This is a genomic window from Peribacillus sp. NPDC101481, from assembly GCF_044767165.1.
Classification (GTDB): Bacteria; Bacillota; Bacilli; order Bacillales; family DSM-1321; genus Peribacillus.
Genome location: NZ_JBIWNJ010000002.1, coordinates 346,849 through 373,556, shown reverse-complemented (window position 1 = coordinate 373,556; position 26,708 = coordinate 346,849). Strand labels below are relative to the sequence as shown.

General features: G+C 41.7%; 22 protein-coding genes and 1 pseudogene. 1 reads left to right on the top strand and 22 read right to left on the bottom strand.

All coding sequences use genetic code 11. The features are described 5' to 3' along the window. Positions 1-38: 38 nt before the first annotated feature. From ACIROD_RS11760 to ACIROD_RS11700, 13 genes are all read right to left on the bottom strand, one after another. Positions 39-1,268: an FAD-dependent oxidoreductase gene (locus ACIROD_RS11760; protein WP_260356816.1), complete on the bottom strand. Its 1,230-nt coding sequence runs from the start codon at positions 1,266-1,268 to the stop codon at positions 39-41. Between the two features lie 86 nt (positions 1,269-1,354). Further along, positions 1,355-2,203, bottom strand: coding sequence for a fumarylacetoacetate hydrolase family protein (locus ACIROD_RS11755; RefSeq protein WP_340874923.1), 849 nt, complete (start codon positions 2,201-2,203; stop codon positions 1,355-1,357). A gap of 20 nt (positions 2,204-2,223) precedes the next feature. Further along, positions 2,224-3,288 carry a cupin domain-containing protein gene (locus tag ACIROD_RS11750; RefSeq protein ID WP_402942887.1) on the bottom strand — a complete coding sequence of 355 codons (1,065 nt, stop codon included), beginning with the start codon at positions 3,286-3,288 and terminating at the stop codon, positions 2,224-2,226. Positions 3,289-3,465: 177 nt separating this feature from the next. Next, complete coding sequence (locus ACIROD_RS11745; RefSeq protein ID WP_402940960.1) at positions 3,466-5,172, bottom strand: acyl-CoA dehydrogenase family protein; 1,707 nt, start codon at positions 5,170-5,172, stop codon at positions 3,466-3,468. A gap of 4 nt (positions 5,173-5,176) precedes the next feature. Further along, on the bottom strand, positions 5,177-5,596 hold the full coding sequence (locus ACIROD_RS11740; protein ID WP_402942884.1) for an acyl-CoA thioesterase: 420 nt from the start codon (positions 5,594-5,596) through the stop codon (positions 5,177-5,179). A gap of 25 nt (positions 5,597-5,621) precedes the next feature. Continuing rightward, positions 5,622-7,169: a class I adenylate-forming enzyme family protein gene (locus ACIROD_RS11735; protein ID WP_402940957.1), complete on the bottom strand. Its 1,548-nt coding sequence runs from the start codon at positions 7,167-7,169 to the stop codon at positions 5,622-5,624. Positions 7,170-7,424: 255 nt separating this feature from the next. Beyond that, on the bottom strand, positions 7,425-8,600 hold the full coding sequence (locus ACIROD_RS11730; RefSeq protein ID WP_402940954.1) for an acetyl-CoA C-acetyltransferase: 1,176 nt from the start codon (positions 8,598-8,600) through the stop codon (positions 7,425-7,427). A gap of 189 nt (positions 8,601-8,789) precedes the next feature. Beyond that, positions 8,790-9,566, bottom strand: coding sequence for an enoyl-CoA hydratase/isomerase family protein (locus ACIROD_RS11725; RefSeq protein ID WP_230177216.1), 777 nt, complete (start codon positions 9,564-9,566; stop codon positions 8,790-8,792). A gap of 17 nt (positions 9,567-9,583) precedes the next feature. Further along, a complete protein-coding gene (locus tag ACIROD_RS11720; RefSeq protein WP_402940950.1) occupies positions 9,584-10,441 on the bottom strand; it encodes a 3-hydroxyacyl-CoA dehydrogenase family protein in 858 nt (285 codons plus the stop codon). Between the two features lie 150 nt (positions 10,442-10,591). After that, positions 10,592-12,802 (bottom strand): helix-turn-helix domain-containing protein, encoded by a 2,211-nt coding sequence (locus tag ACIROD_RS11715; protein ID WP_402940947.1) that lies wholly within the window; start codon positions 12,800-12,802, stop codon positions 10,592-10,594. Positions 12,803-12,880: 78 nt separating this feature from the next. Then, positions 12,881-13,336 (bottom strand): DUF3237 domain-containing protein, encoded by a 456-nt coding sequence (locus ACIROD_RS11710; RefSeq protein WP_402940944.1) that lies wholly within the window; start codon positions 13,334-13,336, stop codon positions 12,881-12,883. A 61-nt stretch (positions 13,337-13,397) separates the two neighbouring features. After that, positions 13,398-14,756, bottom strand: coding sequence for an MFS transporter (locus tag ACIROD_RS11705; RefSeq protein WP_340874911.1), 1,359 nt, complete (start codon positions 14,754-14,756; stop codon positions 13,398-13,400). Between the two features lie 696 nt (positions 14,757-15,452). Then, positions 15,453-16,445: an alpha/beta hydrolase fold domain-containing protein gene (locus ACIROD_RS11700; RefSeq protein ID WP_402940940.1), complete on the bottom strand. Its 993-nt coding sequence runs from the start codon at positions 16,443-16,445 to the stop codon at positions 15,453-15,455. An 827-nt stretch (positions 16,446-17,272) separates the two neighbouring features. On the opposite strand from ACIROD_RS11700, the gene ACIROD_RS11695 reads away from it, so the two are divergent. Next, on the top strand, positions 17,273-18,049 hold the full coding sequence (locus ACIROD_RS11695) for a SurA N-terminal domain-containing protein (protein ID WP_402940937.1): 777 nt from the start codon (positions 17,273-17,275) through the stop codon (positions 18,047-18,049). Positions 18,050-18,132: 83 nt separating this feature from the next. On the opposite strand, the gene arsC is transcribed toward ACIROD_RS11695, so the two are convergent. The 9 genes and pseudogenes from arsC to ACIROD_RS11650 form a co-directional block, all read right to left on the bottom strand. Further along, complete coding sequence (arsC, locus tag ACIROD_RS11690; protein WP_402940934.1) at positions 18,133-18,552, bottom strand: arsenate reductase (thioredoxin); 420 nt, start codon at positions 18,550-18,552, stop codon at positions 18,133-18,135. Positions 18,553-18,583: 31 nt separating this feature from the next. After that, entirely contained in the window at positions 18,584-19,882 is a 1,299-nt protein-coding gene (locus tag ACIROD_RS11685) for an arsenic transporter (RefSeq protein ID WP_230177208.1), read from the bottom strand. Between the two features lie 18 nt (positions 19,883-19,900). Further along, positions 19,901-20,242: an ArsR/SmtB family transcription factor gene (locus ACIROD_RS11680; RefSeq protein ID WP_101224312.1), complete on the bottom strand. Its 342-nt coding sequence runs from the start codon at positions 20,240-20,242 to the stop codon at positions 19,901-19,903. Positions 20,243-20,478: 236 nt separating this feature from the next. Continuing rightward, positions 20,479-20,738, bottom strand: a pseudogene (locus tag ACIROD_RS11675) (flavoprotein); the annotation flags it as partial. Between the two features lie 50 nt (positions 20,739-20,788). Continuing rightward, the gene (locus ACIROD_RS11670; RefSeq protein ID WP_101224313.1) at positions 20,789-22,204 is read right to left on the bottom strand and encodes a SpoVR family protein; all 1,416 of its coding nucleotides are present in this window, start codon (positions 22,202-22,204) and stop codon (positions 20,789-20,791) included. Between the two features lie 162 nt (positions 22,205-22,366). Continuing rightward, positions 22,367-23,446 (bottom strand): YkvI family membrane protein, encoded by a 1,080-nt coding sequence (locus tag ACIROD_RS11665; RefSeq protein ID WP_402940929.1) that lies wholly within the window; start codon positions 23,444-23,446, stop codon positions 22,367-22,369. A 151-nt stretch (positions 23,447-23,597) separates the two neighbouring features. Continuing rightward, complete coding sequence (gene menC / locus ACIROD_RS11660) at positions 23,598-24,710, bottom strand: o-succinylbenzoate synthase (protein ID WP_402940926.1); 1,113 nt, start codon at positions 24,708-24,710, stop codon at positions 23,598-23,600. A 13-nt stretch (positions 24,711-24,723) separates the two neighbouring features. Next, complete coding sequence (locus ACIROD_RS11655) at positions 24,724-25,518, bottom strand: GNAT family N-acetyltransferase (protein WP_402940923.1); 795 nt, start codon at positions 25,516-25,518, stop codon at positions 24,724-24,726. Further along, positions 25,511-26,665 carry a M20 peptidase aminoacylase family protein gene (locus ACIROD_RS11650; RefSeq protein WP_402940920.1) on the bottom strand — a complete coding sequence of 385 codons (1,155 nt, stop codon included), beginning with the start codon at positions 26,663-26,665 and terminating at the stop codon, positions 25,511-25,513. Before ACIROD_RS11650 ends, ACIROD_RS11655 begins: the two co-directional genes overlap by 8 nt. Positions 26,666-26,708 lie beyond the last annotated feature (43 nt).

Below are 26,708 nucleotides of genomic sequence, written 5' to 3'. Positions count from 1 at the left end.
ATCAGGCTGACTGGGATTTCCCTGTCGACCAATGTCTGTTAATATTTTGTTGTCAGTTCTGGAGGACCAAATTTCGGTCCATATGGGCCTTCATCGAGCCAGCGTCCCAGTCTTGGAACTATGGATACGAGGGATGCTGCAAGTTCACGCTTTAGGTTCATTTCAGGGGCATCTCCTTGAAGGTGATGTAATGCAGTGGTTGATCCGTCACGGTTCCACTTTGCGGCAATACGTCTTTCGGTGGCAGCTGCATCAATTGCTTCTTTTCGCTCCGTTTCCGAGTTAGATTGAAGCGCTTTCTTAATCCCCCGTACAGAAATAATTGCATCCGGAACTCCGGAGTTCAATCCACGGGCACCAAAAGGTGCAAATAAATGGGCTGCTTCACCGGCGAGAAGAACTCGCCTTTTTTCATCTGTAAAAGAATTGGCAACGACCTGATGGAAACGGTATGTTGATACCCATGTAATACGCTCAGCATATTTAGCATCCATCACTTTTGGAAGCCACTTTTTGACACCCTCAATATTTGTATAGTCATCCGGATTGTCACCTTCTAAAAGCTGAAGGTCCACCCGCCAGCCACCTTTAAACGGAACAAACATCACATTCCTTCCTCCCATTGCTGGATGTTGATAATGAAATGTACGCTCAAGCGGCAGGGGATTTTCCTCATCCTCTTTTACATCAACTACAAGGAATGTATCTGCCGTTCGCGGTCCTTCAAATTTTAAACCAGCCTGTTCTCTTACAACTGAATGTGATCCGTCACTGCCAATAATGTATTGTGCTTCCCACACTTCACCGGATTTTGTAGTCAATCTCACCCCAGCACCGGTTATATCCAATTTTTTCACTGGTGAATCCCAAACGAACTCAACACCAGCGTCAAGACAGGCATCATAAATGTGATTTTCGATATCATCTTGGTGCAATGCCGTGAAATGGGGTAATTTTTTTTGATCGGTATTATCCGTAAATCCATAATTACGGACATATACTTCTTTTCCTTTATAAAGTGTTCGCTTAACAGGCCAAATGATCCCATTGCGCCCCAGTGTGAACCCCAGTCCTTTCGAAATTTCTTCCAAAAGTTTTAGAGTTGCACTATGCATATAGATCGCCCGGCTACCCGGACGAGGACGTCCGTGCGGATCCGCTTCTATAACTACAGAAGAAATTCCTTTTTGCTTCAATGCAAGACCTGCAACTAAACCAACCGGGCCAGCGCCAACAACTATTACATCGCATTTATTTATTTTTTCCATAGATGAGATTCTCCTTATTTAATATTTTATAATTATTTGTAGTTAGATTTATAAGGCAAAATAGACATTTTCAGTTTTACAATTCCTTAAACTTCACCGGCCAGTTTAACATCTACGGTGAATTCACCAATTTTGTCAATTTTAATGCGGACACAATCCCCCTCTTCAATCGGACCAACTCCTTCAGGGGTACCCGTTGCCACAATATCTCCAGGAAGGAGCGTCATATTATCGCATGCCACTTCAAAACATTTGTAACAATCGTAAATGAGATGTTTTGTACTTCCATCCTGACGCACTTCATCGTTCACCCATAATGTCATGGCCAAGTCATTTGGATCTTCGATTTCATCGGAAGTCACAATCCATGGTCCGATCGGAGTAAATGAATCAAACGACTTTCGCCAGGTCCGCTCTTCATTGCCCCGAATGGAAATATCCAATAAGGCAAAGTAACCAAAGATATAATCTTTTGCCTCTTCCTCCTTTATATTTTTCGCCTTTTTACCGACCACATATCCAAGCTCAGCCTCATGGTCCGTACGACGATCCTTATAAGGAAGTAAAATGGGATCGGAGGGGCCAGATAAGGACTCAGGTGATTTCAGAAACAAGGCAATTTCTTCGATTGTCCTAGGTGCGTTGTTGAATATTTCATTCATTTCTTCTTGATGTTTTCGATAGTTCACAGGTGCAGCCCAAATTTTCCGTGTACTTGGTACGGGGGACTTCAATGTCACCTCATTCAATGAATAAGAAGTTCCTGTTTCCGCTTCCCGATTCATTTCCTCTTTTAGTTCATTAAAATTTTCAACGAGCTTGAGGAAAGAAGAATTCGGGTCAGCTTTATCCCATCCTGCTACTTTTGATACATCTGTTACACGGTCTCCCATTACCACTCCAAGTAAATCGTCATTAAAAATAGCAATCTTCACAATGCCTCCCCCTTCTCTTCTCAAACGGTTCCGTCAGGTATAAAGACTTTTTCCACTACCTGGTGTCCATCATTTTCTTGGTATCCCTCGCTGAATTCAAGCTCTAATTTTTCCATGACGGGTTTGTCATTGAAGGAGAATAGGAACACATCTTCTGATCCCGTGTTCACATGCTCATGATTGCTCCATGGTGGTAGAATAAAGAAATCCCCTTTTTCCCATTCAAACTTCTGACCATCAATGACCGTATAGCCTGTACCTTCAAGAACATGAAAAATTGCGCTGTGAACATGTCGGTGCGCTTTCGTTTGCTGACCTGGTTTCAGCTTTTGCATCATTGTGCCAATGCGGGAATCAGCAGAGCCACCTGTGGTTGGATTAATATATTCAATCGCGTATCCGTCAAACGGGTCAAAATCTGCTTCTGTCATCTGATTAAGCAAATATTTAACACGATCGAATTTATAACCGAAAATTGGTGATGGATAATCAGGATTTGATTTTTCATTTAGCTTTTTAAACGCTCCCATTGAAAATTGCTGATTAGCATAGTTTTCTGGTGCTTCCATCGGGTAAGACTCTTCCTCATACGGCTCAAAAAACGATGCAGCCATCGTGCGGACGAGACCTACATCTAGCCCATCCATCCAAAACATCGGCTCTGTTCCTTCATGCTTGTGTTCATGCCAAGTCCAGGCCGGCGTCAAAATCATGTCTCCACGTTCCATATACGTTTTCTCTCCATTAACCGCCGTGTATGCCCCGTCCCCTTCAATAACAAAACGGATCGCAGATTGTGAGTGATGATGGGAGGGGGCGCTCTCACCAGGTAACAGTAGCTGAATGCCAGCATATAAAGTATGTGTCCCATAGCCAACAAGACCTCGCTTCAGCAGGCTCGGATTTTGAAGATACACTACACGGCGTTCTGCGTCTTTCCCCGGCTCCAGCAATTCCCCTGCAGTCAGCACATATTCACGAATGGATTTCCACTTCCATAAATACGGCTCTACATCATGTACCGGCTCTTTGGTTACCATATGGCCAAGGTCGTACCATAGAGGGCCAAGATTTCTTTTCTTCATTCCTTCATAATACTGATCTAGCTTTTCCTGTGTATAAACTTCACTTTTAGCCACTCAATTCACTCCTTTTAAAATAAATTCATGATTTGAAAGCGATTCCATAATTAAATCTAATAATTGAACTTTATTTACCATTCCCAATTATCTCGGTAGCTGATCAAGTATCTGCACTAATAACTAAGAAACATATTTTTCAGATTCAATAATTACATCCGCAATTTTACGCTTCACTTCCACAATATTTTCCGGGCAACTCATGATAAGACGTCCAGCAATCCGCGAAAATGCTTCATCATCACCGAGATGATTTAGAATATTTAAGGCTCTGATGGCGACCATTTGGGATGTTTCATGTATAAATACTTTCGTATAAGCAATTTTTTGGCTGTTTTCATCTTTCCCTGTTATCTGTACTGCTTTTTCCGTTCGTAAAATGGAGCTTTCCGCCGAATAAATTCCGATGACTAGGTCCGCGATAAATGCAGCTGTTTCCTGTTCTTGATTTAGATTTATCAGGTCGTTCTTCCGAACAGACTCTATTGTAGAATGATAAAGCTTTTTCATCAGCTGAAGTGTCTGCTTTTCACGTAGCAGCGTACCTTCGTCAACATTTCCTTTCTTACTAGGCAATTCATAGGTTTTCAGTAATGTTGAAGCAATCAGGGTTCTATTAATTTCATTAGTACCTTCAAAAATCCGATTAACCCTGGAATCACGATATAGTGACTCTATTTCATATTCTTCCATATATCCATATCCACCGTGGATCTGCAAAGCTTCATCTACGATAAAGTCAAGAACTTCCGTGGACATAACTTTGTTGATCGAACATGCTAAAGCATAACGGGAAATCGTTTCACAAAAGTCATCGGAGCCCGTTTGTTTCAGATTTGCAAACCCTTCCTGCATCGCGCCTGCAGTTCTATACACGGAACTTTCATTAGCGTATGTTTTTATAGCCATATCAGCCAGTTTATTTTTGATTAAGTTGAAGCTGGAAATAGGCTCGCCAAATTGCTTCCTTTCATTGGCGTAGCTAACGGCTAGCTCAATCGATCTCTTTGCAGTTCCCAATGAAGTGGCTGAAAGCTTATGGCGGCCGATATTCAATACGTTAAACGCAATAATATGCCCACGCCCTACTTCACCAATAACATTTTCAGAAGGTACTCTTACATTATCCAAAATAAGAGAACATGTGGAAGACCCCCGTAACCCCATTTTCTTTTCTTCAGGACTAATGGAGACTCCTTCGTAATCTTTTTCAATAATGAAAGCAGTAAACTTTTCACCGTTCACTTTTGCATATACAATAAATAGGCCAGCGATAGAAGAGTTGGTAATCCACTGTTTTTCTCCATTTAAAATGTAATATTTCCCACATTTAGAGAGTACCGCTGTTGTCTTTGCACTCATTGCATCCGTGCCGGATGAAGGTTCGGTTAATGCATATGCAGCTATAGTCTCACCAGATAACATTTTTGGGAGATACATCGCCTTTTGTTTCACAGTTCCAAAATAGGCAATTGGCAACGCCCCAATTCCGGTTTGCCCTCCAAATGTAATGGAAAACGAACGGCCAAGCGCCATTTTTTCAGATATGATGGACGCACTGACTTTGCCAAGCTCTAGCCCTCCATCTTGCTCTGGAATATCTGCGCTGATCAGCCCGAGTTCACCTGCCTCTTTGATAAGACGCACTGTTTCATCAAACTCCTGATTTTCTATCTTTCCTAATGCCGGATAAACTCTGTTCTTCACAAATTTCCCAGTCATCTCTTCCAGCATAATATGTTCATCACTAAAGTCTTCGGGTGTGAAAATTTCGTCAGGAAGGATGTCAGTATTCAAAAAATGTTTGATTTCCTTTTTTTCCGTAAGCATGTATTCACCTCTTCATAGACTGGTGGGTTTTTGGCATCATTTTTTTTCGGATATCTTCAGGAACCGGTAGCGCCTTCGGCTTACCCTCAAATGATGTCCAGGCACGTAATTCATACCCTTCAGCTACTATTTGTTCGCCTCTAATAAAAGCATGTCGCAATTTAAATACTTTGTTTTGTAATTCTTCAACTGTACTTTGCACAACCACGCTATCCTCAAAGAAAAGAGGACATTTGAAAATGCAGTTAGCTTCTAATAAAGGGACACCAATTTGCTGTTCTGCATAAAGTTTGGAGGATGGATACCCTAGGACTGACAAATATTCATGAGTGGCTTCATCCATCCATTTATAAAAGTTGGGATAAAACACTATTCCTGCTGCGTCCGTGTCACCCCATCTTACCTGGAACGAATATTCTGCTATCATGTTAGATATGCTCCTTTCAATTTCAGACTGGACGACTGACCTTCGCATCCATCTGATCAAGAAGTCTCGATTTTTGGATTTTTCCGCTAGCCGTCATTGGAAAATCCTCAATGAACATGAGTTTTTCCGGGACTTTATAATTTGCTATTTGTTTCTTTACAAAGGCTTTAATTTCACCTTCTGAAATTTCTGTTCCTTTTTTTAGCTGAATGAACGCGCACACCACTTCACCAAGCACTTCATCTGGAATGCCCACGACTGCAGCAACCATTATGTTTGGATGTTTGGTCAGCACACTTTCAATTTCCTGAGGATATATGTTATAGCCCCCACGGATTATCATTTCTTTTTTTCTGCCTACAAAATGCAGATATCCTTCTTCATCCTGCACACCTAGATCACCGGTATAGAACCATCCTTCCCGATCTAGAACATCGTCCGTATGTTCTTGCATTTTGTAATAGCCTTTCATTATCCCAAAGCTTTTGAGGGCTATCTCTCCTGTTTCCCCTAATGGGATTTCAAGCCGGTTTTCATCAACAATTTTCAACTCAACCCCAGGAATCGGTTTTCCTAGTGTCTTCGTTATTTTCTGTTCATCATCATAATAAGGAGTCAATGTAACCGTAACCGTTTCCGTTATCCCAAATGATTGACAAAGTTTTATGCCCATGCGATCTCGTATTTCCTTGACTTTACTTGGTGGAATTGGAGCAGATCCCACCATGCCTGTACGCAATGTCGACAAGTCGTAACTATCAAAATCATCCAGTTCCATTTCTTTAATGAACATTGTCGGTACACCCATCTTTATCGTAACTTTTTCTTGTTCAATCAGTTTAAGAGTTTCACGGGGATGATATTTTTCCTGTAACACCATTCGTGCCCCGGCGGATACGCCGCAAAACAAGTTGCATGCCATGCCAAAGATATGAAACAGCGGCGCTGATACAACAAAAACGTCCTCTTCAGTACATCTAAGTTCCCCTGCCAATGTATTCGCGGATTGTACCACACCTCTATGCGTGATCATAACGCCTTTTGGCACGCCGGTTGTCCCGGACGTATATAAAATACAAAATAGATCGTTATTTACATCAATTTCCGCTTCCATGACATCACCATAGGTTTGGTCCTCATATGGATGGAGGCCATCCCGTGTAAACCGTACAGAGATCAATGACGGCACAATCGACTGCGCTTCTTTTAACCCAAAGTTTTGATCAAATTCTTCCGTCACTATCAACGCTTTCGGCTCGGAATTCTTTAAGATGTATTCGACTTCATGTGTTCGATATTTATGGTTAAAGGGGACGATCACCGCCCCAATTTTGGCTGCAGCAAAAAATATAACCGCTGTTTCATACCAGTTGGGCAATGACACAGCAATCCGGTCCATTTTTTTTATGCCCAGATTGTAGAGAGTCCCGGCAAACCGTTCCACATCCTTTTTCATTTCATGGTAGGAGACCCGTCTCTTCAAATCATATATCGCTTCTTTATCCCCATTAGCTGAAACAGCACGCTCCAATAAGCCGTAAACTGTCAAAAGATTCTGATCCTTTTCCATATACTCACTCGCTCCCGTATGGTTCTAAAAATCTCGCCATTTTTCCTGCCACTAAATGTGATTTTTCTAACCAGAAACTTGTTTTCCCTTTTAACTGAACCATTTAGCCTACATTAACTTCTATTTTCAGCATGAACGCCTCGTTATGGAATCCGCATTTTCATCAGTTATTTCGTCATTTGTACACAAAATCCTTTCAATCCCTGGAAAAGGACTGCCTTAAACTTTGATTATACGGTTCTATAAATCACAACTTTATAACGCTTCCCAAATTGCCGCAATTCCCTGACCTCCGCCAATGCAAACAGCTGTTGCCCCATATTTTTTATTGCGTCTTCTCAATTCATAAATGAGTGCGGTTACGATTCTTGTTCCGCTCGCTGCTAGCGGATGCCCCATTGCAACTGCCCCACCGTTTACATTTCCTATTTCAAGGTCAAAGCCTAATTCTTTTTGACAAGCAAGGTACTGAGCTGAGAATGCTTCATTGATTTCAATCAGATCTAAGTCTGCGATTGTTAAGCTAGCTTTTTTTAATGCACTTTGAATGGCCGGAACAGGTCCAATCCCCATGTACTTTGGCTCTACTCCGACTACGTCCCAGGAAACAAGTCGAGCAATCGGCTTCAGTCCTTTTACTTCCGCATAGTCACTTGAGGCGACAATGACTGCCGCCGCTCCGTCAACCATGCCACTCGCATTACCTGGTGTAACTACTCCGTTTTCAACAAATCTCGCCTTCAGTTTCCCAAGCTGTTCCATGCTAGTTTCCCGAATGTGTTCATCGTCTTCTATGACTTTATCGCCTTTTCTGCCTTTCACTTTAACAGGTACAATTTCTTCAATTAAATAGCCTTTTTCTCTTGCAGCAAGGGCACGTTCATGGCTTGCGAGAGCGTGCTGGTCGACTTCTTCCCTGGACAGACTATATTTGGCAGCCAAATTTTCAGCGGTTTCACCCATTGTACATTCTCCATAAGTATCGTATAGCCCGTCCCATACCCAGTCTTCTACAACAGGCGCCCCTAGTTGACTTCCCCATCTCATTCCGCGAATTACATGCGGTACCTGACTCATGCTTTCAGTTCCACCTGCTAATATGACATTCGCTTCTCCTGTTAAAATGTAACGCGCCGCTGTTAAAATAGATTCAACACCCGTTCCACACAGTCTATTAATGGTCAATGCAGGGACGTGAATCGGGGTACCAGCTTTTAACCCAACATGTCTTGCCAGCAAATGGGCATCTTTGCTTGATTGCTGCACATTCCCGAATACAACTTGATCGATATCTTCACCAGAAATTTTGGCTCGCCGTATGGCTTCTTTTGCGGCAAAGACGCCTAAGTCCGTTGCTGTGATATCACGGAATGATCCGGAAATTTCAGCAAATGGCGTCCTTGCTCCTTCTAACAATAAGATTTCCTTCACTTCATTCACCTCATTTTAATTTTTTATTTTTTAAACCTGATAATCAATACTCGTAGTTTTGGGCGTATCATTTTGCCTCATGTTCCTAGCTACCACCATTAAATGTCCTGGAATCTACAGTTGAAAACCTCTTTAATTGCCTTCATATCTACGTTTATGGGTTTTACTTATCTAGTGTTGCTTCATTGTTTATCTTCCTGAATAAATTGGTTCTCTTTTTTCAACGAAAGCCTTAAGCCCTTCTTTCCGATCTTCCGTTGAAAATGCATTGCCAAAGCAAACGCTTTCGATAATCAAACCCGATTCAAGGTCAGTATTGCCTCCTGCATTGACTGCAGTCTTCACCATTTGAAGAGCAACTGGTGGTTTTTTTGCCAAGTTCCCGGCCCATTCCTTCGCTGTCTCCAGCACCTCACCAGCTGCGACCAATTTATTGACGATATGCAAATCCAATGCCCGTTGCGCATCGATCATATCGCCGAAATAAAGCAGTTCTTTGGCAACACCCTGTCCGACGATCTTCTGTAGCCGCTGGGTACCGCCTCCCCCTGGAATGATACCGAGGCCAACTTCCGGGAAAGCAAACTTCGCACGATCGGAACTTATACGCAGGTCACAGGCAAGCGCGAGCTCGAGACCCCCACCCAGCGCCATTCCATTCAACGCGGCAATGACCGGCTTTGTCACATTCTCAATTTTCGTAAATACCGTTCTGGATGTCTTGTTCATCATATTGATTCCGACAAGATCAAGACTTGCCATTTCATTGATGTCAGCTCCTGCAACGAATGCTTTCTCTCCGCTGCCAGTAAGGACAATCGCTCGAACATCTTCATTGGCTTCAAGCTCATCAAATACGATTGAAAGCTCTTGGAATACCTTTGTATTCAATGGATTGACGGGCGGCCGGTTAATGGTTACAACCGCGATTTTATCTTCGATTTCACACAATAAAAATTTATACATTCAATTCAACCCCATTCTTAGTATTCATAGTCGTAAAACCCAGCGCCTGTCTTCTTACCGTGTCTCCCCGCCCTGACTAGCTGTTTCAGAAGAAGAGGGGGAGCAAAATGATCATCGTTGAATTCCTCTTTGAAATACTCCATCACATGGTACCCAATATCCACACCCGCAAAGTCCTGCAGTGTGAATGGACCCATAGGATAGTTCAGGCCTAGCGTAACGGCCTTATCGATATCTTCAGCAGAAGCCACGCCTTCTTCAAGCAGCTTGATCGCCTCGATAAACTGTGGAATCATGATCCGATTGACAATGAATCCCGGCGTATCTTTTTTCACCTCGACCGGCTCTTTGGTCAGCTGTTTAGAGAGCGCTTTCAATTCCTCTACAGTTTCATCGCTTGTCTGATATCCACGAACCACCTCTACAAGTTTCATTAATTGTGCCGGATTAAAAAAATGCATACCAGCCACCCGTTCCGGGTGTTGTGTCGCTGCTGCAATTTCTGTAATCGACATCGATGATGTATTAGTTGCCAGAATCACGCCTTCACGAACGATTTGGTCGAGTGCAGAGAACACTTCCTTTTTTAGATTAAGGTCTTCCAGAACGGCTTCAATCACCACGTCCGCGTCTTTCATTTCTTCGAGGAGCGTCGTGGTTTGGATGCGTCCAAGCGTTTCCTGTTTTTGGTTTTCGGTCATTTTTCCCCTTGCAACACTTTTATCCATAAACTTTCCAATACGTTTTATTGCATTTTCTAAATAGCTGTCTTCAATGTCACACAAGATAACGGTAAACCCATTCATTGCCGCTAGATTAGCTATGCCTGAACCCATTGAACCTGCACCAACTACCCCAATTGTTTGAATTGCCATCTCTCCATCTCCCGACTATATAAAATTATCAATATTCTGTAAATTAATTATAACCTTGGTAATCTTAGGTTTGTACCTACAAAATGAGGGAAAAAACTATAATTACTTCGGCTATTTTGTAGGATAAAAAAACAGCCTATAAAGGCTGTTTTAGATAAGTCCACCATTCATATCATAAAGCTTTAATGCCATCATCAAATTGAACCGGACTTCAGCGTCATTTAATTCGGCATCCAGAAGCAATTCGATCCTTTCAAGCCGATATATGAGGGAACTCCGATGAATATAGAGTTCTTCAGCCGTGCCTTTTACATTCCCGTTATTTTGAAGGAAAACATGGAGAGTATTGAACAAATCGATGTTTTTCCCTTCTGAATATTTGATAAGAGGCCCTAGTTGACTCTTCACAAATAAATCAATGGCAGTTGAATGACCCAAGTGATGGAGAATGGTATAGGAACCGAGGTCTTTAAAAAGTGAATAACCAGTGTTTTCAAACCTACTACTTACTATATTCAATGCCTGAACGGCCTGCTGATAGCTCACATAATAATCCTGGATATTCTCCGTTTCACTCCCGATCCCCATCAGTACTTTACATTCGATAGATCCCTTCGCGGCCCAGCGCTGAATACTTTCAAATAGCGTGGCCCAAAACTCTTTCGGCTTATCCCCTTCCATTTCAGTTGAAACAAGTAGAACAAACTTTTCGTCATGTGATGCAGATATAAAAGTACGATCGAGCTCCGACAGATGAGATTTTATTGAATCCCAAACAAGCGTTTTTTTCGTCTGCTGTTCAAGAAGATTGCTTCCTTCCATTTCACTTCCATCAAGCTCTATGGACAAAACAGCCAACCGATGGCGGCTGAACAGGTCCCATTGAAATAAGTTTGCATATTGGATAATGCTTTCTTCATTATCAATTTTTTCTGTCAGCAATTTGCTAATGAAGCTATCCTTTGCCTGTTCTTTTGCATCTAGGACGAGCTTTTGCTTTATAAACTGGATTGAGCAAATATTCCGAGCTAAATCTACCGTCAGACGGTCGAACTCATCCATCTCTACACCAGACCTGCGAATGGCTAGGTAGCCAAGTAAATTGCCACCGCCACTAACTGGCCAGAATGAAAAATAATAGTCTGCGCTAGTGGGATCTTGCATAGTGATAAGCTCGTTCCCTTTTTGGTTACCAAGTTCCTCCTTTGCTCTTTCAGCCAACTGATGTGTATATAGCGGACCACCTTCATGTCCATAGTCGAGAACTGATAACTCCCGCATAAACCGGTCAAATAAGATGACCGAACTTTGAAATATTCCGCCGAGCATGGTTGTGATGCCATCAAAATTGTCAACTTCAACGGTTTCTTTTACAAGCGCTTGCTGAGAATCCAAAAGAAATTGAAGCCTGTGTTTATGATCTCTTTCGCTATGATATAAACGAGCATTTTCGAGCAAAGCAGCAACGTGTTTGGACAACAGCTCCAACATTCTCAAATCATCTTCTGAGAATACACCTGTCCCTTCGTTCCCAACATGCAGGACTCCTATTGGTTTCAGATCATTGAAAAGAGGAATCGTTAGCTGATTCCCACCAGGTGTTTCCAGAAAGGGAAAGTAGTCTTTCAGCATATAATTGTCTTGGATCATGATTTTGTGTGCGTATTCCATCTTCCCGTAAGCAGGTTGTTGGAAAACAAAACAGTTTTCTTTTTCATTATATAAATAAATGCACGCAAAATCGGCATTGGTCCCTTTTCCTGCCCTAGACGTCAGTTCGGCGATATGCTGTTCAAGAGGCGCATCGAGTGAGAGGTTTTTGCTAATCCATTCAATGCCTTCTATTTTTTTCAGCTGTGTTTCCTTTTCCCTCGCCATTGCCATGGCAACTGCCATGTCCTTTCCAAATTCCTCAAAGTGAACTTCCATATCCAAAAGCGGGACGAAGCTTAAGAAACCAACTATGCAGAAGCCAAAATGGTGAATGTCGTCTTTGAGGGGGACAGTAAACCATGTTTTAATGTTGGCCTTCTTCAATACTTTTGCCATATGGCATTTTTCCGGCACTTCCGCTGTTTTATACGTCATACTTTGACGAAATAATTTGGAGGAACAGTCATCTGTGGAAAATGGAAATGCCTCGGTTACAGAAGGTATGTTGCCGCTCCACGCTTTCGGTAAAAGCTGCCCGCCCTCTTCTAACACGACACCAACAAAATCGCAGTATAGTTCAGAACGAAAGGAATCGGTCAAGTACTGCAGTGCCTCTTCTTCGGTGTCAATCTTAATCAGATAACGTGATGTCTTTCGCAAATGGTTATCTACTTTTCTCATTAATTTCTCTCTTTTACTGCTAGACAAAACCCTTCCCTCCTTCCTAATTCTCCCTAATCCTATTGTAAATGAAGAAACACATAATGAAAGAGGGAAAACCAAAAATCATAGTACCTGATAAAATTCCATCTGCACATCAGAAGGTCTTCTTATGCCTTCTCCTACAAAAATATTTCGATTTAAAAAAGCATATTCTTCACTCCCGGTCTCAAACAAGGGAGCCGTTTTAAAATAATAAGATCCAATTGGAACCTCTTCCCCTTGGATGATACGGTCAATAATTTCTTTGGGGCCATGCCGGTAACCTTTGTTCACAACATAAATTAGCACCCCCTCCTCTGTTTGAATCGTATAATGGGCAAGCGCCTCCGTCATGCCGTCATATCGAATCATCTGGTAATCCGCGCCACCAGGTAAAACAATTCCTTTTATCCCAGGTCCGGAAAACGTTCCACCCGTTATAGGAATGATTCTTCTTATACCCGTTCCCACATCCCCTACTTCAATAGGATCGTCCACATGTATGTTTGCCGTAAAAATATGCTTCAGGTTTATGCTCATTTCCTCTTCTCCTTCCTCTCAGTCGTAAATCCCGAAGAGAGTATCTCATCGGGATTTAATATTATTTAGCGGCATTCAAACGATCTTCTGCCGATTCAGGTTTGTCCGCTTCCTTATTATAATTACCATGCTTCTCCTGAACGAACAGCATCGCGAATCCCCCAAGCACAGCGGCGCTTGCAATTGCTGCAAAGTTATACTGGGGCTGCAAGTTCATTGTAAGAAGAATACCTACGAATGTTGGAGCCACTATCCCCCCCATACGTCCAAAAGCCATGGTACTGCCTAGGGCCGTAGAACGCATTTCAGTAGGATAATACTGTGAAACAAATGCATTTGACATATTCTGTACACCCACCGATGCAGCACCTATTACTGAAATCAGGCCATATGCGATAAATGGACTGTTCGTGAAGCCAATGAGCGACAGGGCAATCGCACCACAGAAAAACAGGGGAACAAGTACTTTCTTAAAGCCCAGTTTATCCACCAATCGGCCAAATACGATGGTCCCTACAATAGCTCCGATTTGCATGACCGCAATAAAGGTGAGGCTTGATTTAAGGTCATAACCAGCCTGCATCATAAGGCGTGGAAGCCATGTATTCATCGAGTAAATCAAAATAAATGCACTGAAGCAGGAAATCCAGAACATTACGGTGCTTATTGCACGTTTTTGTTCAAACAATTTTATAACAGGTGAACCTGGTGTTCTCTCATCAGGTTTCTTAAGTTCTATTGCCTCTTTCACGTTTATTGTAGGATCAATCTTGGCAAGAACTCTCTTGGCTTCTTCCACTCTACCAGTTTGAATTAGAAAGCTAACAGATTCCGGTATGACTTTGATTAACAATGGAAAGAACAAAAGAGGGATTCCCGCGAGCCAGAAAACGGGCTCCCAGCCAACAGTCGGCAGAAGCGACCGGCTTGTAAGTGCAGCTGCTATAGCTCCAACCGAATAACCACAAAAAACGAATGACACGAGAGCAGAACGGATGTGCTTAGGTGCAAATTCAGTGGTCAAGGCAATAACATTTGGCATGACTCCCCCTAGGCCAATACCTGCAATGACCCGAAAAATTATAAACATTGTCGGTCCATTCGCGAACCCAGATAGCAGTGTGAAAAAGCTGAAGAGGAAAATGGTCAACAAGATAATTTTCTTCCTGCCCAATTTGTCTGCAAGTAACCCGAATACGATTGCGCCGGCCGCTGTACCCATTACCGTATAACTACCAATTGCACCTGCTGTAACATCCGATATTCCCCATTCCTTAATAAGGGATGGAACGACAGCCCCGTATATGACAACATCATATCCATCAAACAAAATGACGAGAAAAAGCCAGAAAACAAGCCAAATATGGAATGAATGGATGCGGCTTCCGTCAATTACTTTCATTGGATTAATCAACTTCATTATTATTGCCCCCCTTTAAATTTAGATTTCATTTAACAAATCGTACCCTGCACCAATAGGAAACGCTTTCATTTTTTTGTAACCTCATTTCCCTCCTTTTAAGTAACTGACTTTTCCGTAATCTAATTTTATTAGCTGGCGGTAAGGATTGTTAGCCACTTAATGTAGGAAAAAAGAAGTTTATTTTCAGTTATTATGTAGTCTATTCGGATAGTGCAACCTATCCAACTAGTAAAACAGCTTAGTGATATATAAGAAAGAAGACGTTCGCTAATTTAATTTGCACAGTTTTCATTCGACTAATATTTATAGTGTTTTAGAAAAGCAGGGAACTCCGTTTTCAAATCTCCCTTGATCCTAATCTCTTTCGATTTCTAAACAATTTATAAAGGGCGAGCCCCTATGGCTACTAGCCTTGTTTGTTATGGCCTTATCAGTATCTTCTACCGAGTCTACTAATCATTAGAAAATTGCTTGTTAGTTTCGTATTAATGTTTATGTAGAGTTTTTTCTTTCTACTTTTTCGTTTGATTTCAAATAGACTGCAAAGCTTTTCTGGAAGAAGACCTTTGCAGACTTTTTGTTTCTTGTTTTACTGAGATAAAAATTTCGGATTTCCATTGGAATCCACTGCACACTAAGAAACCCTTCCGTATGATTCACGGAAGGATTTAGCTTCAATTCTTTTTTCTCTCTTTAGTTCTTTTTATTTTCTTTACCTTTTACGTGTTTATCTAAGAAGTTAATCAAGATTTTCATGACTTTTGGTTGCACCCAGTGAGTTCCACCATGGCCAGCACCTTTTACAACATAATAAGTGGAATCAACCCCTTTGTTAATTAAATTTTCGTGTAATATTTCAGTTTGGTTTGGTGAAACAAGTGTATCTTTATCTCCGTGCATGATTAAGAACGGAGGTGCATCCTTAGTGATATATGTGATGGGGTTTGCTTTGGCTGCTTTTTCAAGATTATCAAAAATCGAACCACCAGGGCTCATTACGGAAGGTCCATTTACCCACATACCTTCTGGTGCGGAAGGAGATTTGTGAAGGGCCTGAATCTCTTCTGAAAAGCCATCTCCAACTCTCGTTAAGTCAGAAAGCCCATATAAATCGATAACCGCTTTCACATCACTGCTTTGATCTAGATTTTCCCCTTTATCGAATTCCGCCAAACCATTAGTTATTCCAGCAAACGCAGCAAGATATCCGCCAGCTGAACTACCCATTACAACGATATTCTTAGGGTCGATATTAAATTTTTCAGCATTGGCTCGCAGGTAGCGAATGCCCGCTTTCACATCTTCAAGTGGTGAAGGGAAGGTACTCTGAGGCGTAACCCGATATTCAATACTAGCGACAACGTAACCTGCCTCTGAAATGGTCATTCTTTGTTGTACAGACTTATCGTTATTAGCTGACATGAATCCACCTCCTGGTACAAATACAACTGCAGGAAGTGGTTTTTTACCTTCAGGCTGTAATATATCCATTTCTAGCGGAACATTGGAATCACCATAAATAGGTTGCTGAGAGTAAACAACATCTGAAATTAAATTAACAGAAGGTTCCTTAATAGGGACTTCTAACATTTTAGCCTTGTTGTCAGCTGCACTAGCAAGTGGAGTAGCAACAGCAAGAATACCAACCATTAATAAAGAAAGAAAGGGAGCCTTTTTTATTTTCATTCAATTGTCCTCCTAGAATATATTTTAAAGATTAATGATAATAACCCATAGGATGTATTGATTTATTTGAGCGCTTACATAATCTACACTCTTACTCAACCACGTCCATGAATTGTATCCTCCTTTATTTGGACCAAACTGTAATGGAGCGCTGACAAATCATCAGTTAGTCTCTTGGGAATTTTTTCCTTGTCTTTATATTAATAACTTGCGTGTAAAATTGTTAGCCGCTTTCTGTAGGAAAAAGGAAATGTGTTTTTGTATGTTTTGAATACTAACCTGGAAGAGAAAATATTCACTTCTTTTCAAAAGAGATTCATCGAGGGATTTACATATCTCTAAAATCTCCTACAGGAAGCTTTCAATCAAATGTATATTTATAATAAACTACTTATTACAAGGGTTCTGTCGACTAAGTTTTTTGTCAAAATGCTGGTGGAACCGATGATATCTATCGATGAAGAAAACACATTTGTGGAAATTAAGTAGAGATTTAAACCGCTTAATTCCTAGAAGAGTATCCAAGAATCTTCTGACGATTCTTTCTTTTTACTAAACCAATTTACAGTAGTTACGTTTTGTGATTAAGAGAATGAATTCAAGCTGACTGCACCAGGTATCAGCCTTCGCATTTTTTAAGCTTATTTCATGTCGAAGGGTAAATTGGTTCATTTCCGCGAATGTTACACTTATATAATGAGATGATGCCTATACTATCTTCCTGTTTTCTGGAAAAAAAGAATGAATTTATTGTGTTTTAATGGGAAATTCCTTTATAATGCGCATTAGATGATTTTTTAGCATTGAATACGAAAGGAGACTGAAATATGAAGAAACTATTGTACCCAATCATCATTGGATTATTGGCAGTTGTTCTGACGGCTTGTGGTTCGAACGATGAAGCTGATAAGAAAAATGACGAGAAAGAGACTAAAACAACTGAGAAAGAAACGGCTAAAGCAACTGAGGAACAGCAAAAACAGATGGAAGAAATGCAGAAGAAACTAGACAAGCAAAAGGTGGATGAAAAGAAAACGGTGGCCATCGTCAATGACGAAAAAATTTTAGGTGCGGAATATAATACCGTGTTGTCCACCACACAAATGCAGATGCAGCAATTCGGACAAGACCCGACAACCAAGGAGGGAGCCAAACAAACTAAAGAGCAAACGCTCAACTCTTTAGTGGGGCAAAAATTACTGCTTCAAGCAGCTGATAAAAAGGGCTACACAGCTTCCAAGGCCGAAATTGATAAGCAACTTGCCGAAATCAAAAAGCAATATGAGAGTGAAGAGAAATTCAAGGAAGCGATAAAGCAAGCAGGCCTGAATTCGGAAACGCTGAATGCTCAGATTGCAGAGAACATCCCATATACGAAGTACGTTGAAAAAGAGATTAAAGTGGAAGAAGCAACTGATGAAGAAATCCAAAAGTATTATGACCAGGTTGCAGAGCAAGCTAAAACAAGCGGGCAGAAGGTACAGAAACTCGAGGAAATGAAGCCGCAAATCAAGGAACAACTAGAGCAGCAAAAGAAACAAGAAAAGCTTGTGAAGCATGTGGAAGAACTTCAGAAAAATGCCAATGTCGATATTAAGATTTAATGATGAAAAGAGCTGCCAATTATGGCAGCTCTTTCTTTATGGTCTTTGGTTCGCCTATAACACCCAAGGCGTTTCATTTTTATTTATTCACCCGTTTTAGAGAAACGTGCAATTCTTTCTCCTATTTCATCACGTACACGTTGGAAGGTAGCCCATTTTTCTTCATCTGTTCCTTCCGCTCTTGCCGGGTCATCAAAGCCCCAATGTTCACGTCTCACATGCTTTGGCGTCATTGGACATTTGTCTGCCGCATCACCACATAATGTAACGACAAAATCGGCATTATTCAATATGTCAGGGTCGATGATATCCGATGTTTGATTGGAGATGTCCAATCCAACTTCATTCATCGCTTTTACAGCTTTTTGATTTAACCCATGGGCCTCGATTCCTGCGCTAATCACTTGCCATTCGTCACCTAGATATTTCTTCCCCCATGCTTCAGCCATTTGGCTTCTGCAAGAGTTCCCTGTACATAGGAAGTAAAGTGTTTTTTTAGCCATGCTGTTTCTCTCCTTTGTTTGTAGTAAATGTTTAATGAATGATTTGCAGCCATATATATAAGCCGACCAATGTGATGAACAATGTTGGGATGGTTAAGATGATTCCCGTTTTAAAATAAGTTCCCCATGAGATTTTCACGCCTTTTAATGAAAGGACATGCAGCCACAATAACGTAGCCAAAGAACCGATAGGAGTGATTTTCGGGCCCAAGTCCGAACCGATGACATTTGCATAAATAAGGGCCTCCCTGATTGCGCCTGTTGTATGGGTGTCGGAAATGGCAAGGGCATCAATCATAACGGTTGGCATGTTATTCATAAGTGATGACAGAATGGCGGCGATGAAGCCCATCCCAATCGTTGCTACAAATAATCCTTGATCGGCGGTAACTTGGATTAAATCCGTTAATACATTCGTCAAGCCAACATTTCGCAGGCTATAAACCACTACATACATACCAATTGAGAAAAAGACGATTGCCCATGGTGCGCCTTTGATAACGGTTTTTGTGTTGACCGCTGGACTCCTTCTAGCCATCATGAGGAAGAAGATGGCGACAATGCCTGCAATGATGGATACAGGAACCCCAATGAATTCACTGGAAAAATAACCAACCAACAATATTCCTAATACGATCCAGGACAGCCTAAACATCCTGTGGTCTTGAATGGCTTCCGCTGGTTTTTTAAGCTGTGATACATCATAATTTTTCGGTATGCTTTTACGGAAAAATATATATAAAACCAAGATGCTTGCAATAAGTGCAAAGATGTCCGGTACGATCATTCTAGAAGCAAACTCGGCAAAACCGATATTGAAAAAGTCTGCAGATACAATGTTTACAAGATTACTCACCACTAAAGGCAGTGAGGTTGTATCAGCAATGAACCCACTTGCCATTATAAAAGGGAAAATCATTTTATCACTAAATTTCAATGCCCGAACCATTGCTAATACGATTGGTGTGAGGATAAGGGCGGCTCCGTCATTTGCAAAAAAGGCAGCCACAAGAGCACCAAGGATACTTACATAGACAAACATCCTTACTCCATTTCCCTTGGCGGCTCTCGCCATATGCAGCGCTGCCCATTCAAAAAATCCTATCTCGTCCAAAATAAGCGAGATGATGATGATCGCGATGAAGGCGAGTGTCGCGTTCCAGACTATCGATGTCACGTCCATGACATCAGTAAAGTCCACCACTCCAACAAGTAAGGCCAAAACCGCACCGCCACAAGCTGACCATCCGATTGACAATCCCTTCGGCTGCCAGATGACGAGAATGAGTGTTAATAAAAAGATGATAACTGCCAAAATAACTGATCCCACTGAAGTAGTACCTCCTAGTTAGTCACAACAAATCCGTTTTCCTTGTGCTGTTAAGTTTTCTAATTTAAAGTTTTGACTTGGCAAGTCCTTGATGACCGTCTGAATAAATGTGTAATGGGAAGAAGACGGGTTTAACGAGTAAAAAACCCATTGTCCCCTCCTCGCTTCATTCACGATCCCGCTATCTTTCAACTTTCGTAAATGCTGGCTGATAGCGGGCTGGCTCATCTCGAATAGGTCCACAAATTCACAGACACAGCATTCATGCTCAGCCATGATCTTAATCATGGTCAAACGGGTTTTATCACCTAGTAATTTAAGAATGTTTGCCGTGGTTTCCAAATCCAACGCTTCATTCATAGCTTTTCATCCCTCCTAGCACAAAGTAAATAAGTATATGCTTATGTGATTATTCACCATCATTGTATAAGCATATTCTTATTTAATCAAGCATTAACTATTCAGCAATAATTTTCATACTCTTCTTAAAAACGGGCTTCACAATAACTCCGAATAAAGCGATTGCAACGGCAGCCCTGAATAGTACCCGAAGAAATTATAAAAAGACCAGCCTGGTTTCAGACTGGTCTTCTATTTTATTTACAACAGGAATTAATTTTTATTTCCAATCTCACTGAAACAGGACTGCCACAGCAAGAACTATTGTTTGTTTCAGTTGGAGGAATATCAGAATCGTAGGAACTAGATGCCAGATTCACACTGCAAACTCCTGTTTCAGGAAGTTGCAAGCGCACTTCCTTTGCCCCCTCGACATCCCCTGTCAGATAAGCCACCACGGAACGGACTTGTTCGTAGCCTGTTGCCAGTAAGAAGTAGGCGCTCTTCCGTATATCTTTATGAGACAAAAACAAGAAAACTGCCGAGTGACCGGCAGTTTTTTCAGCTTTATAAATATTTCCGGTGAATACCTTTTCCATCATAGGAAAACAGGACTTCTTTTCCTTCCATGACTGATTCCATATGCACGGGGCGGCCCCAGAGCTGATAGATATATGGCATGACTTTTTCGAGATATTTCAGATCCAGTTCAATATCTTCATACCAATGCTTTAGATAAAGTTCCCCATTGCGCATGAAGTCCCCATCGTTTACTGTGATATAGGGGAAACCGCCGTTAACCCTCATACTGACGAGTTGATCACGAACATGTTCCCATGCCTTATCGACGATTTTATAATCCTTGCCCTGCTTTTGGAATAAGTACATATCCTCCCGCATGACCAGATCTTTCGTCAAATAATTGCGGAGAAAGGAAATATCAGATTCGATTTCCCTGACTTCGAACATCTTTTCCCGGCCAGATCCAGGCTTGACGCCCAGCCTGATCATTTCTTCGGTTGGATTATCATAGCGTTCTTCAATATCTTCAAGCACTTTCAAGCCGAGATAATAAGGATTGATACTGGTCCGTGATGGCTGAACGACCCCTGCGTTCAGTTTCGCGAATTCAATGGCTTCCCCTGAGGATAGATCCAATTCACGGATTATGCGCTGATGCCAGTAGGATGCCCAGCCTTCGTTCATGATTTTCGTTTCCAGCTGCGGCCAGAAATACAGCATCTCTTCCCTGATCATCGTCATGATATCCCGTTGCCAATCGGTTAAATCCCTGCTGTACTGTTCTATGAAAAGCATAATATCCTTTTCAGGCCTTGGCGGGAATTTTTTTCTTTTTTTAATGTTGGATTTCTTCGGTTTATCTTTATTATCAAGGTCCCATAAATCATCATATTGTGTGGCTGTCGGTTTTATTTCCTCTTCTTCTTCCTCATCCTCCATCGTCCAGGCAAGCTTTGGTCTCATCAGCGACGGATCGATATGTTCTTCAATGGCTAAAAGTGCATCAAGGAAGGTTTCCACTTCCTTTTTGCCATGCAGGATTTCATATTCACGGATTCTTTCTGCCGTTGCCGACATACTTTCTACCATATCTCTCTTAGTATTATTGAAACGTATATTATTCTTAAAGAAATCACAATGCGCCAAAACGTGGGCAACAATCAATTTATTTTGTACAAGTGAATTGGAGTCCAGCAGAAAAGCGTAACAAGGATCAGAGTTAATGACCAGTTCATAGATCTTACTTAATCCAAAGTCATACTGCAGCTTCATTTTATGAAATTGCTTCCCAAAGCTCCAATGAGAAAAACGGGTAGGCATCCCATAGGCACCAAATGTATAAATGATTTCTGAAGGGCAAATTTCATAACGCATCGGGTAAAAATCCAACCCGAACCCTGTTGCTATTTCGGTAATTTCACTAATGGCATATTCCAGAGCCTTTTGCTCCGCTTCATTCATCCGATATCCCCCTTGTCTTTCGCCTTTAAACTAATGTATGAAAAAAAGGAGGAAAAATGCCGTGATCATGAGAAAGGTCCTCGATAACAGAAAAAAAACACCTCCATATAGAAGATGCCAGGCCAAAAGTTTCGTGCAGTTCTGCACTTAATCCCTTTGAAATTAAAATTTCGCGAATTCCGTCTTCACAGCCTCTTTTTTCGTTCTTGAACGGATCCAGGAAATGATGAGCGCTGCAATGATGACAAAACCTAAGTATCCTGTGACAGGGTATACCGTCCCAACCAATTTAATAAAGCCAACGAAACTTGCAAGGAAAGCGAGGATGCCGACTATAATCACGGATATTTTAAAGCGTTTTGTTTCGGCAGGCACCAACCTGGCGGTGAACGCATACAGCATCCCGACAGCGGTATTATAAATCATTCCTAAAAGGATGATTGATAGGATATATCCCAACCATGGTGAAATCTGATTCGCTAAATGAAGGGTAGGCATTCCTGAGCCTTCTATGCCCTTCAAGTCGGACATCATCCCCAAATTGATCAAGAATAGCAGGATCCCTAAACCGATCCCTCCTAGAATTCCTCCCATACCAGCCTCTTTCTTATTCTTGAAGGTCCCACCCATTACGGCTAGCATGGCTATTCCGGCAGTCATATTATATGAAACATAAAGTAATGAACCCATCATCCAATTCTCGGTTGCAGCCGTTCCTTTACTTGAAGATGAAATGATTTGATTGAAACTTAGATCGGATGTAAAAAATGAATAACCTGAAATAATGATCATGATAACAAATAAAAACGGTGTGACGGCACTAATGATGGACATTATTTTATTAACATTAAGTAAAAGCGTACCAATCGTGAGTACCGTCATGACGATTGCACCGACAATGCTTGGAATCCCGAATTGTTCCTCAAAAATCGTTCCGGAACCGGCAATCATGATGACTGTAACGCCAAACAAGAAAAATGTGATGATAATATCGACCACCCTGCCTATATAGCGGCCACAAATATGATCGATGATGCTTTTATGGGAGCGTGTTTGGAGAGTGCTCCCCAGCTGGGTAACTTGCATGCCTAAAAACGCGAATAAAGCTGTCGCCACCACAATTCCCAATACACTGTAGATTCCAAAACTCGTGAAGAACTGTAATACTTCTTGTCCTGAAGCGAAACCTGCTCCAATGATGATTCCAATATATGCTCCTGCTAGATTTATACTATTTTTCATATCAAATACCACCCTAATTATATGATTATTCTGACAATTTAAGTTAAAAGAAATATCTTCCCCTTCATCATGATCCTGTTCTTTAATAGCCTCCCAGCTTCAAGTTAACGGGCCGATGTCCATGAAGCCGGGAGTTCTTTTATTCTTACTCTTATTTATTAGGATATCTTTTACTATAGGAAGTGAATTCATCGATCGCAGCATAATCGACTTCATAGCCAATGCCTGCCGCCTTTGGGACGTTTATGACACCATCTTCCACTGTAACCTCTGGTTGGATGATGTCTTTATGCCAATAATTCGCGGATGCTGCCGTATCACCAGGCATCGTGAAGTTATCAAGTGTTGTCAAAGCGATATTATGAGCACGCCCGACACCAGATTCCAACATGCCTCCACACCAAACAGGTACATTCCTTTCTTTACATAATTCATGTATTTTCATTGCTTCCGTTAAACCGCCAACCCTGCCGATTTTAATATTAATGATTTTACAGCTTCCCAATTCAAGGGCTTTTCTTGCATCTTCGACGGAATGTATACTTTCATCCAAGCAAATCGGTGTTTTGATTTCCGCTTGTAATGTGGCATGATCGACAATATCATCTGATGACAAGGGCTGCTCGATCATCATTAAATCAAATTGATCAAGTTGTTTCAGTAATTCGATGTCTTTCAGCCGGTAAGCGGAGTTTGCATCTGCCATGATCGGAACATCGGGATAACGATTGCGTACTTCCCTGATTACATCTACATCCCATCCTGGTTGTATTTTCATTTTGATTCTTTTATACCCATCCCTCAATCCAGCTTCTATCTTCGCCAGTAATTCAGGTACCGTTTTTTGGATGCCGATGCTGATTCCAACATCGATTTTTTCCAGTTTTCCGCCTAAAGCCATACTTAATGGAATATTCTTTTCTTTCGCATATAAATCCCAGATGGCTCCCTCGATTGCCGATTTTGACATATTATTTTTACGAATATGCGAGAACATATCCGATACATCACGAGGATGCTCTATTTCTTTATCCAATACAAGCGGAATCAGGAAATCCTCCAGCATGGTCCAATTGGTTTTTATGGTTTCTTCGTTATACCAAGGTGCTGAAAACGCCACAGATTCAGCCCAGCCCGAAAGCCCTTCTCCATTTTTCACTTCCACAAGAATGAACTCCTTATCCACAAACGTTCCAAAGCTTGTTGTAAAGGGAGCTACCAAATCCATATTTAAATGACGTAAACGCACTTCTGTTATTTTCATCCCAAATCCCCTCTTATTCTTGTATTTTTAATAAATAGTTTTGAATGTTTTTACCTTTTTCCCGTTCGATCCCGGTTGCAACATATCCTTTGGCAAAAAAGGCTTTGAATAATTCACCGGTTTTTAACCGCCAATCAATCGCAAGGCGAAGATCAGCTTTTTTGATTTGTTGAATATCTGTCGGAATGGGTATGGCGATCACCTCGGCATTGGTTTCGAAATGATAATCCTTGATGTAAGGAAAGCCTTGGTCATTCATTGCTGTCGTTACGAGGTGTATGGCTTCATCAGGAAGCGGAGTCTCTTCCTTTGCTTCCTGCCGTATATTCCATTCCACCATGAATCGATCAGTGGACAGTCCTTCATTGAGGGTATCCTTCATATTTCCATAACAATCTTCCATATATGTAGAGCAAACAGCTTTTAGCTTACCGATATTCAAGTTTGCATTCACACTTTCCAATGGATCATACGTCCATGTGATCAAGTCGTAGCCTTTTTTTAGTGCTTCTTCTTTTTGTGCAAGTTTAAGTAATCTGCCATAGCCCTTCTTTTGATGGTCCGGATGGATGGCTAACATATGTGAACAAAGATATACCCTTCCGTCTTTGAATCCCGGGAAACTGTATTGAAACCCGACTAACTGGCCATTGATATAGCCGCCTAAAACAAGCCCGCCATTTTTGACTGCCGTAATCGTCTGATGGATGGGAACGCAATCCATACCCCATACGAGGGCTTCCAGTCGCTGCACTTCTTGTAAATCCTCTAATGTGGATAGGGATTTAACAATTAATTCATCAGTCATGTAAGTGGCCCCCATCCCCATATTTCTCGAAAGTCAGTATGATGGCTTTGGCCAGGATTTCAATTCCCGATAACAAAGCATCTTTGTTGAAAGTCATGTTCGGATGATGGAGCCCTGGTGCCAAATCACAGCCCAATCCAAGCATCGTCGCTTTGAGTTCAGGTCTTTTCAACGTATAAAAATGAAAATCCTCTCCCCCGGTTGTAATGACAGGCGCTACCAGATTTTTTTCCCCGAGTGTATCGGCTATCGCTTCAGACATTATTTCCTGGGCTTGATTGTTCACGGTTGCTGCAGCAACACAGGTTCCCGGTTCGAGTTTCATTTCGACTCCATGGACAATGGCCAAAGATTCTGCAACCTTTTCCACCTTTTTGGTGAGCTCTTCCATCACTGCATTATCCTGTGCCCTTAAATCCAAGGAAAAAGTGGCTCTCCCCGGGATGATATTGGAACTTTCGCCGCCAGCAAAAAACTGCGTCATTTTTACGGAATAAGGGATGGACGGATTGAGATGGATACCATTTAACAAAGTAATGAATGCCGCTCCTATCTCGATGGCATTTTGCCCTTGATGCGGTCTGGCTCCATGCGCATCAGTTCCCGCTATTTCACCTTTAATGAACTGAGCGGCTCCATGCACAATGGCTGGTGCCGCTTGCCCATCCTTCACTTCCTCAACCGGTCTTAAGTGCACTCCATAAAGGAAATCGACATCATCCAATACCTTTTCTTCAATCATCTTCAAGGCGCCCGTGCCTTTTTCTTCGGCAGGTTGAAAAATGAACTTCAGCTTCCCGCTAGGATGGAAGTCCATTTCCCTCAATACCAGGAATACTCCAAGTGCCAAGGTCATATGACCATCGTGTCCACACGAATGATTGGCTTGAAACGTGCCATGCACCTCCTGCCAAAGTGCATCGATATCCGATCGTAACCCGACCGTAAAATTCCCATCCCCGATTTCCCCAATCACTCCTGTACAGTCCTCGAATGTTTTCACCGTACACTGATTCTCCGTTAAGATATTTGAAATGAAAGCTGTCGTATTCACTTCATTCCAACTCGTTTCAGGATTTGCGTGTAAATGGTCAAAGATATCGAGTATACGCGGCCTTAATTTTTCGATAGATTGTGTGATATCCATCTCTGTCTCCCCCTTGTATCCCGGTTTAATCGGCTTGTTCCCC

Excerpts from the sequence above, each read along its gene's own strand:
- ACIROD_RS11760 (WP_260356816.1), bottom strand. The coding sequence starts at position 1,268 with ATGGAAAAAATAAATAAATGCGATGTAATAGTTGTTGGCGCTGGCCCG.
- ACIROD_RS11750 (WP_402942887.1), bottom strand. The coding sequence starts at position 3,288 with ATGAAGAAAAGAAATCTTGGCCCTCTATGGTACGACCTTGGCCATATG.
- ACIROD_RS11745 (WP_402940960.1), bottom strand. The coding sequence starts at position 5,172 with ATGCTTACGGAAAAAAAGGAAATCAAACATTTTTTGAATACTGACATC.
- ACIROD_RS11735 (WP_402940957.1), bottom strand. The coding sequence starts at position 7,169 with ATGGAAAAGGATCAGAATCTTTTGACAGTTTACGGCTTATTGGAGCGT.
- ACIROD_RS11725 (WP_230177216.1), bottom strand. The coding sequence starts at position 9,566 with ATGTATAAATTTTTATTGTGTGAAATCGAAGATAAAATCGCGGTTGTA.
- ACIROD_RS11720 (WP_402940950.1), bottom strand. The coding sequence starts at position 10,441 with ATGGCAATTCAAACAATTGGGGTAGTTGGTGCAGGTTCAATGGGTTCA.
- ACIROD_RS11710 (WP_402940944.1), bottom strand. The coding sequence starts at position 13,336 with ATGAGCATAAACCTGAAGCATATTTTTACGGCAAACATACATGTGGAC.
- ACIROD_RS11705 (WP_340874911.1), bottom strand. The coding sequence starts at position 14,756 with ATGAAGTTGATTAATCCAATGAAAGTAATTGACGGAAGCCGCATCCAT.
- ACIROD_RS11700 (WP_402940940.1), bottom strand. The coding sequence starts at position 16,445 with ATGAAAATAAAAAAGGCTCCCTTTCTTTCTTTATTAATGGTTGGTATT.
- ACIROD_RS11695 (WP_402940937.1), top strand. The coding sequence starts at position 17,273 with ATGAAGAAACTATTGTACCCAATCATCATTGGATTATTGGCAGTTGTT.
- arsC (WP_402940934.1), bottom strand. The coding sequence starts at position 18,552 with ATGGCTAAAAAAACACTTTACTTCCTATGTACAGGGAACTCTTGCAGA.
- ACIROD_RS11680 (WP_101224312.1), bottom strand. The coding sequence starts at position 20,242 with ATGAATGAAGCGTTGGATTTGGAAACCACGGCAAACATTCTTAAATTA.
- ACIROD_RS11670 (WP_101224313.1), bottom strand. The coding sequence starts at position 22,204 with ATGAATGAAGCGGAGCAAAAGGCTCTGGAATATGCCATTAGTGAAATT.
- ACIROD_RS11665 (WP_402940929.1), bottom strand. The coding sequence starts at position 23,446 with ATGAAAAATAGTATAAATCTAGCAGGAGCATATATTGGAATCATCATT.
- menC (WP_402940926.1), bottom strand. The coding sequence starts at position 24,710 with ATGAAAATAACAGAAGTGCGTTTACGTCATTTAAATATGGATTTGGTA.
- ACIROD_RS11655 (WP_402940923.1), bottom strand. The coding sequence starts at position 25,518 with ATGACTGATGAATTAATTGTTAAATCCCTATCCACATTAGAGGATTTA.
- ACIROD_RS11650 (WP_402940920.1), bottom strand. The coding sequence starts at position 26,665 with ATGGATATCACACAATCTATCGAAAAATTAAGGCCGCGTATACTCGAT.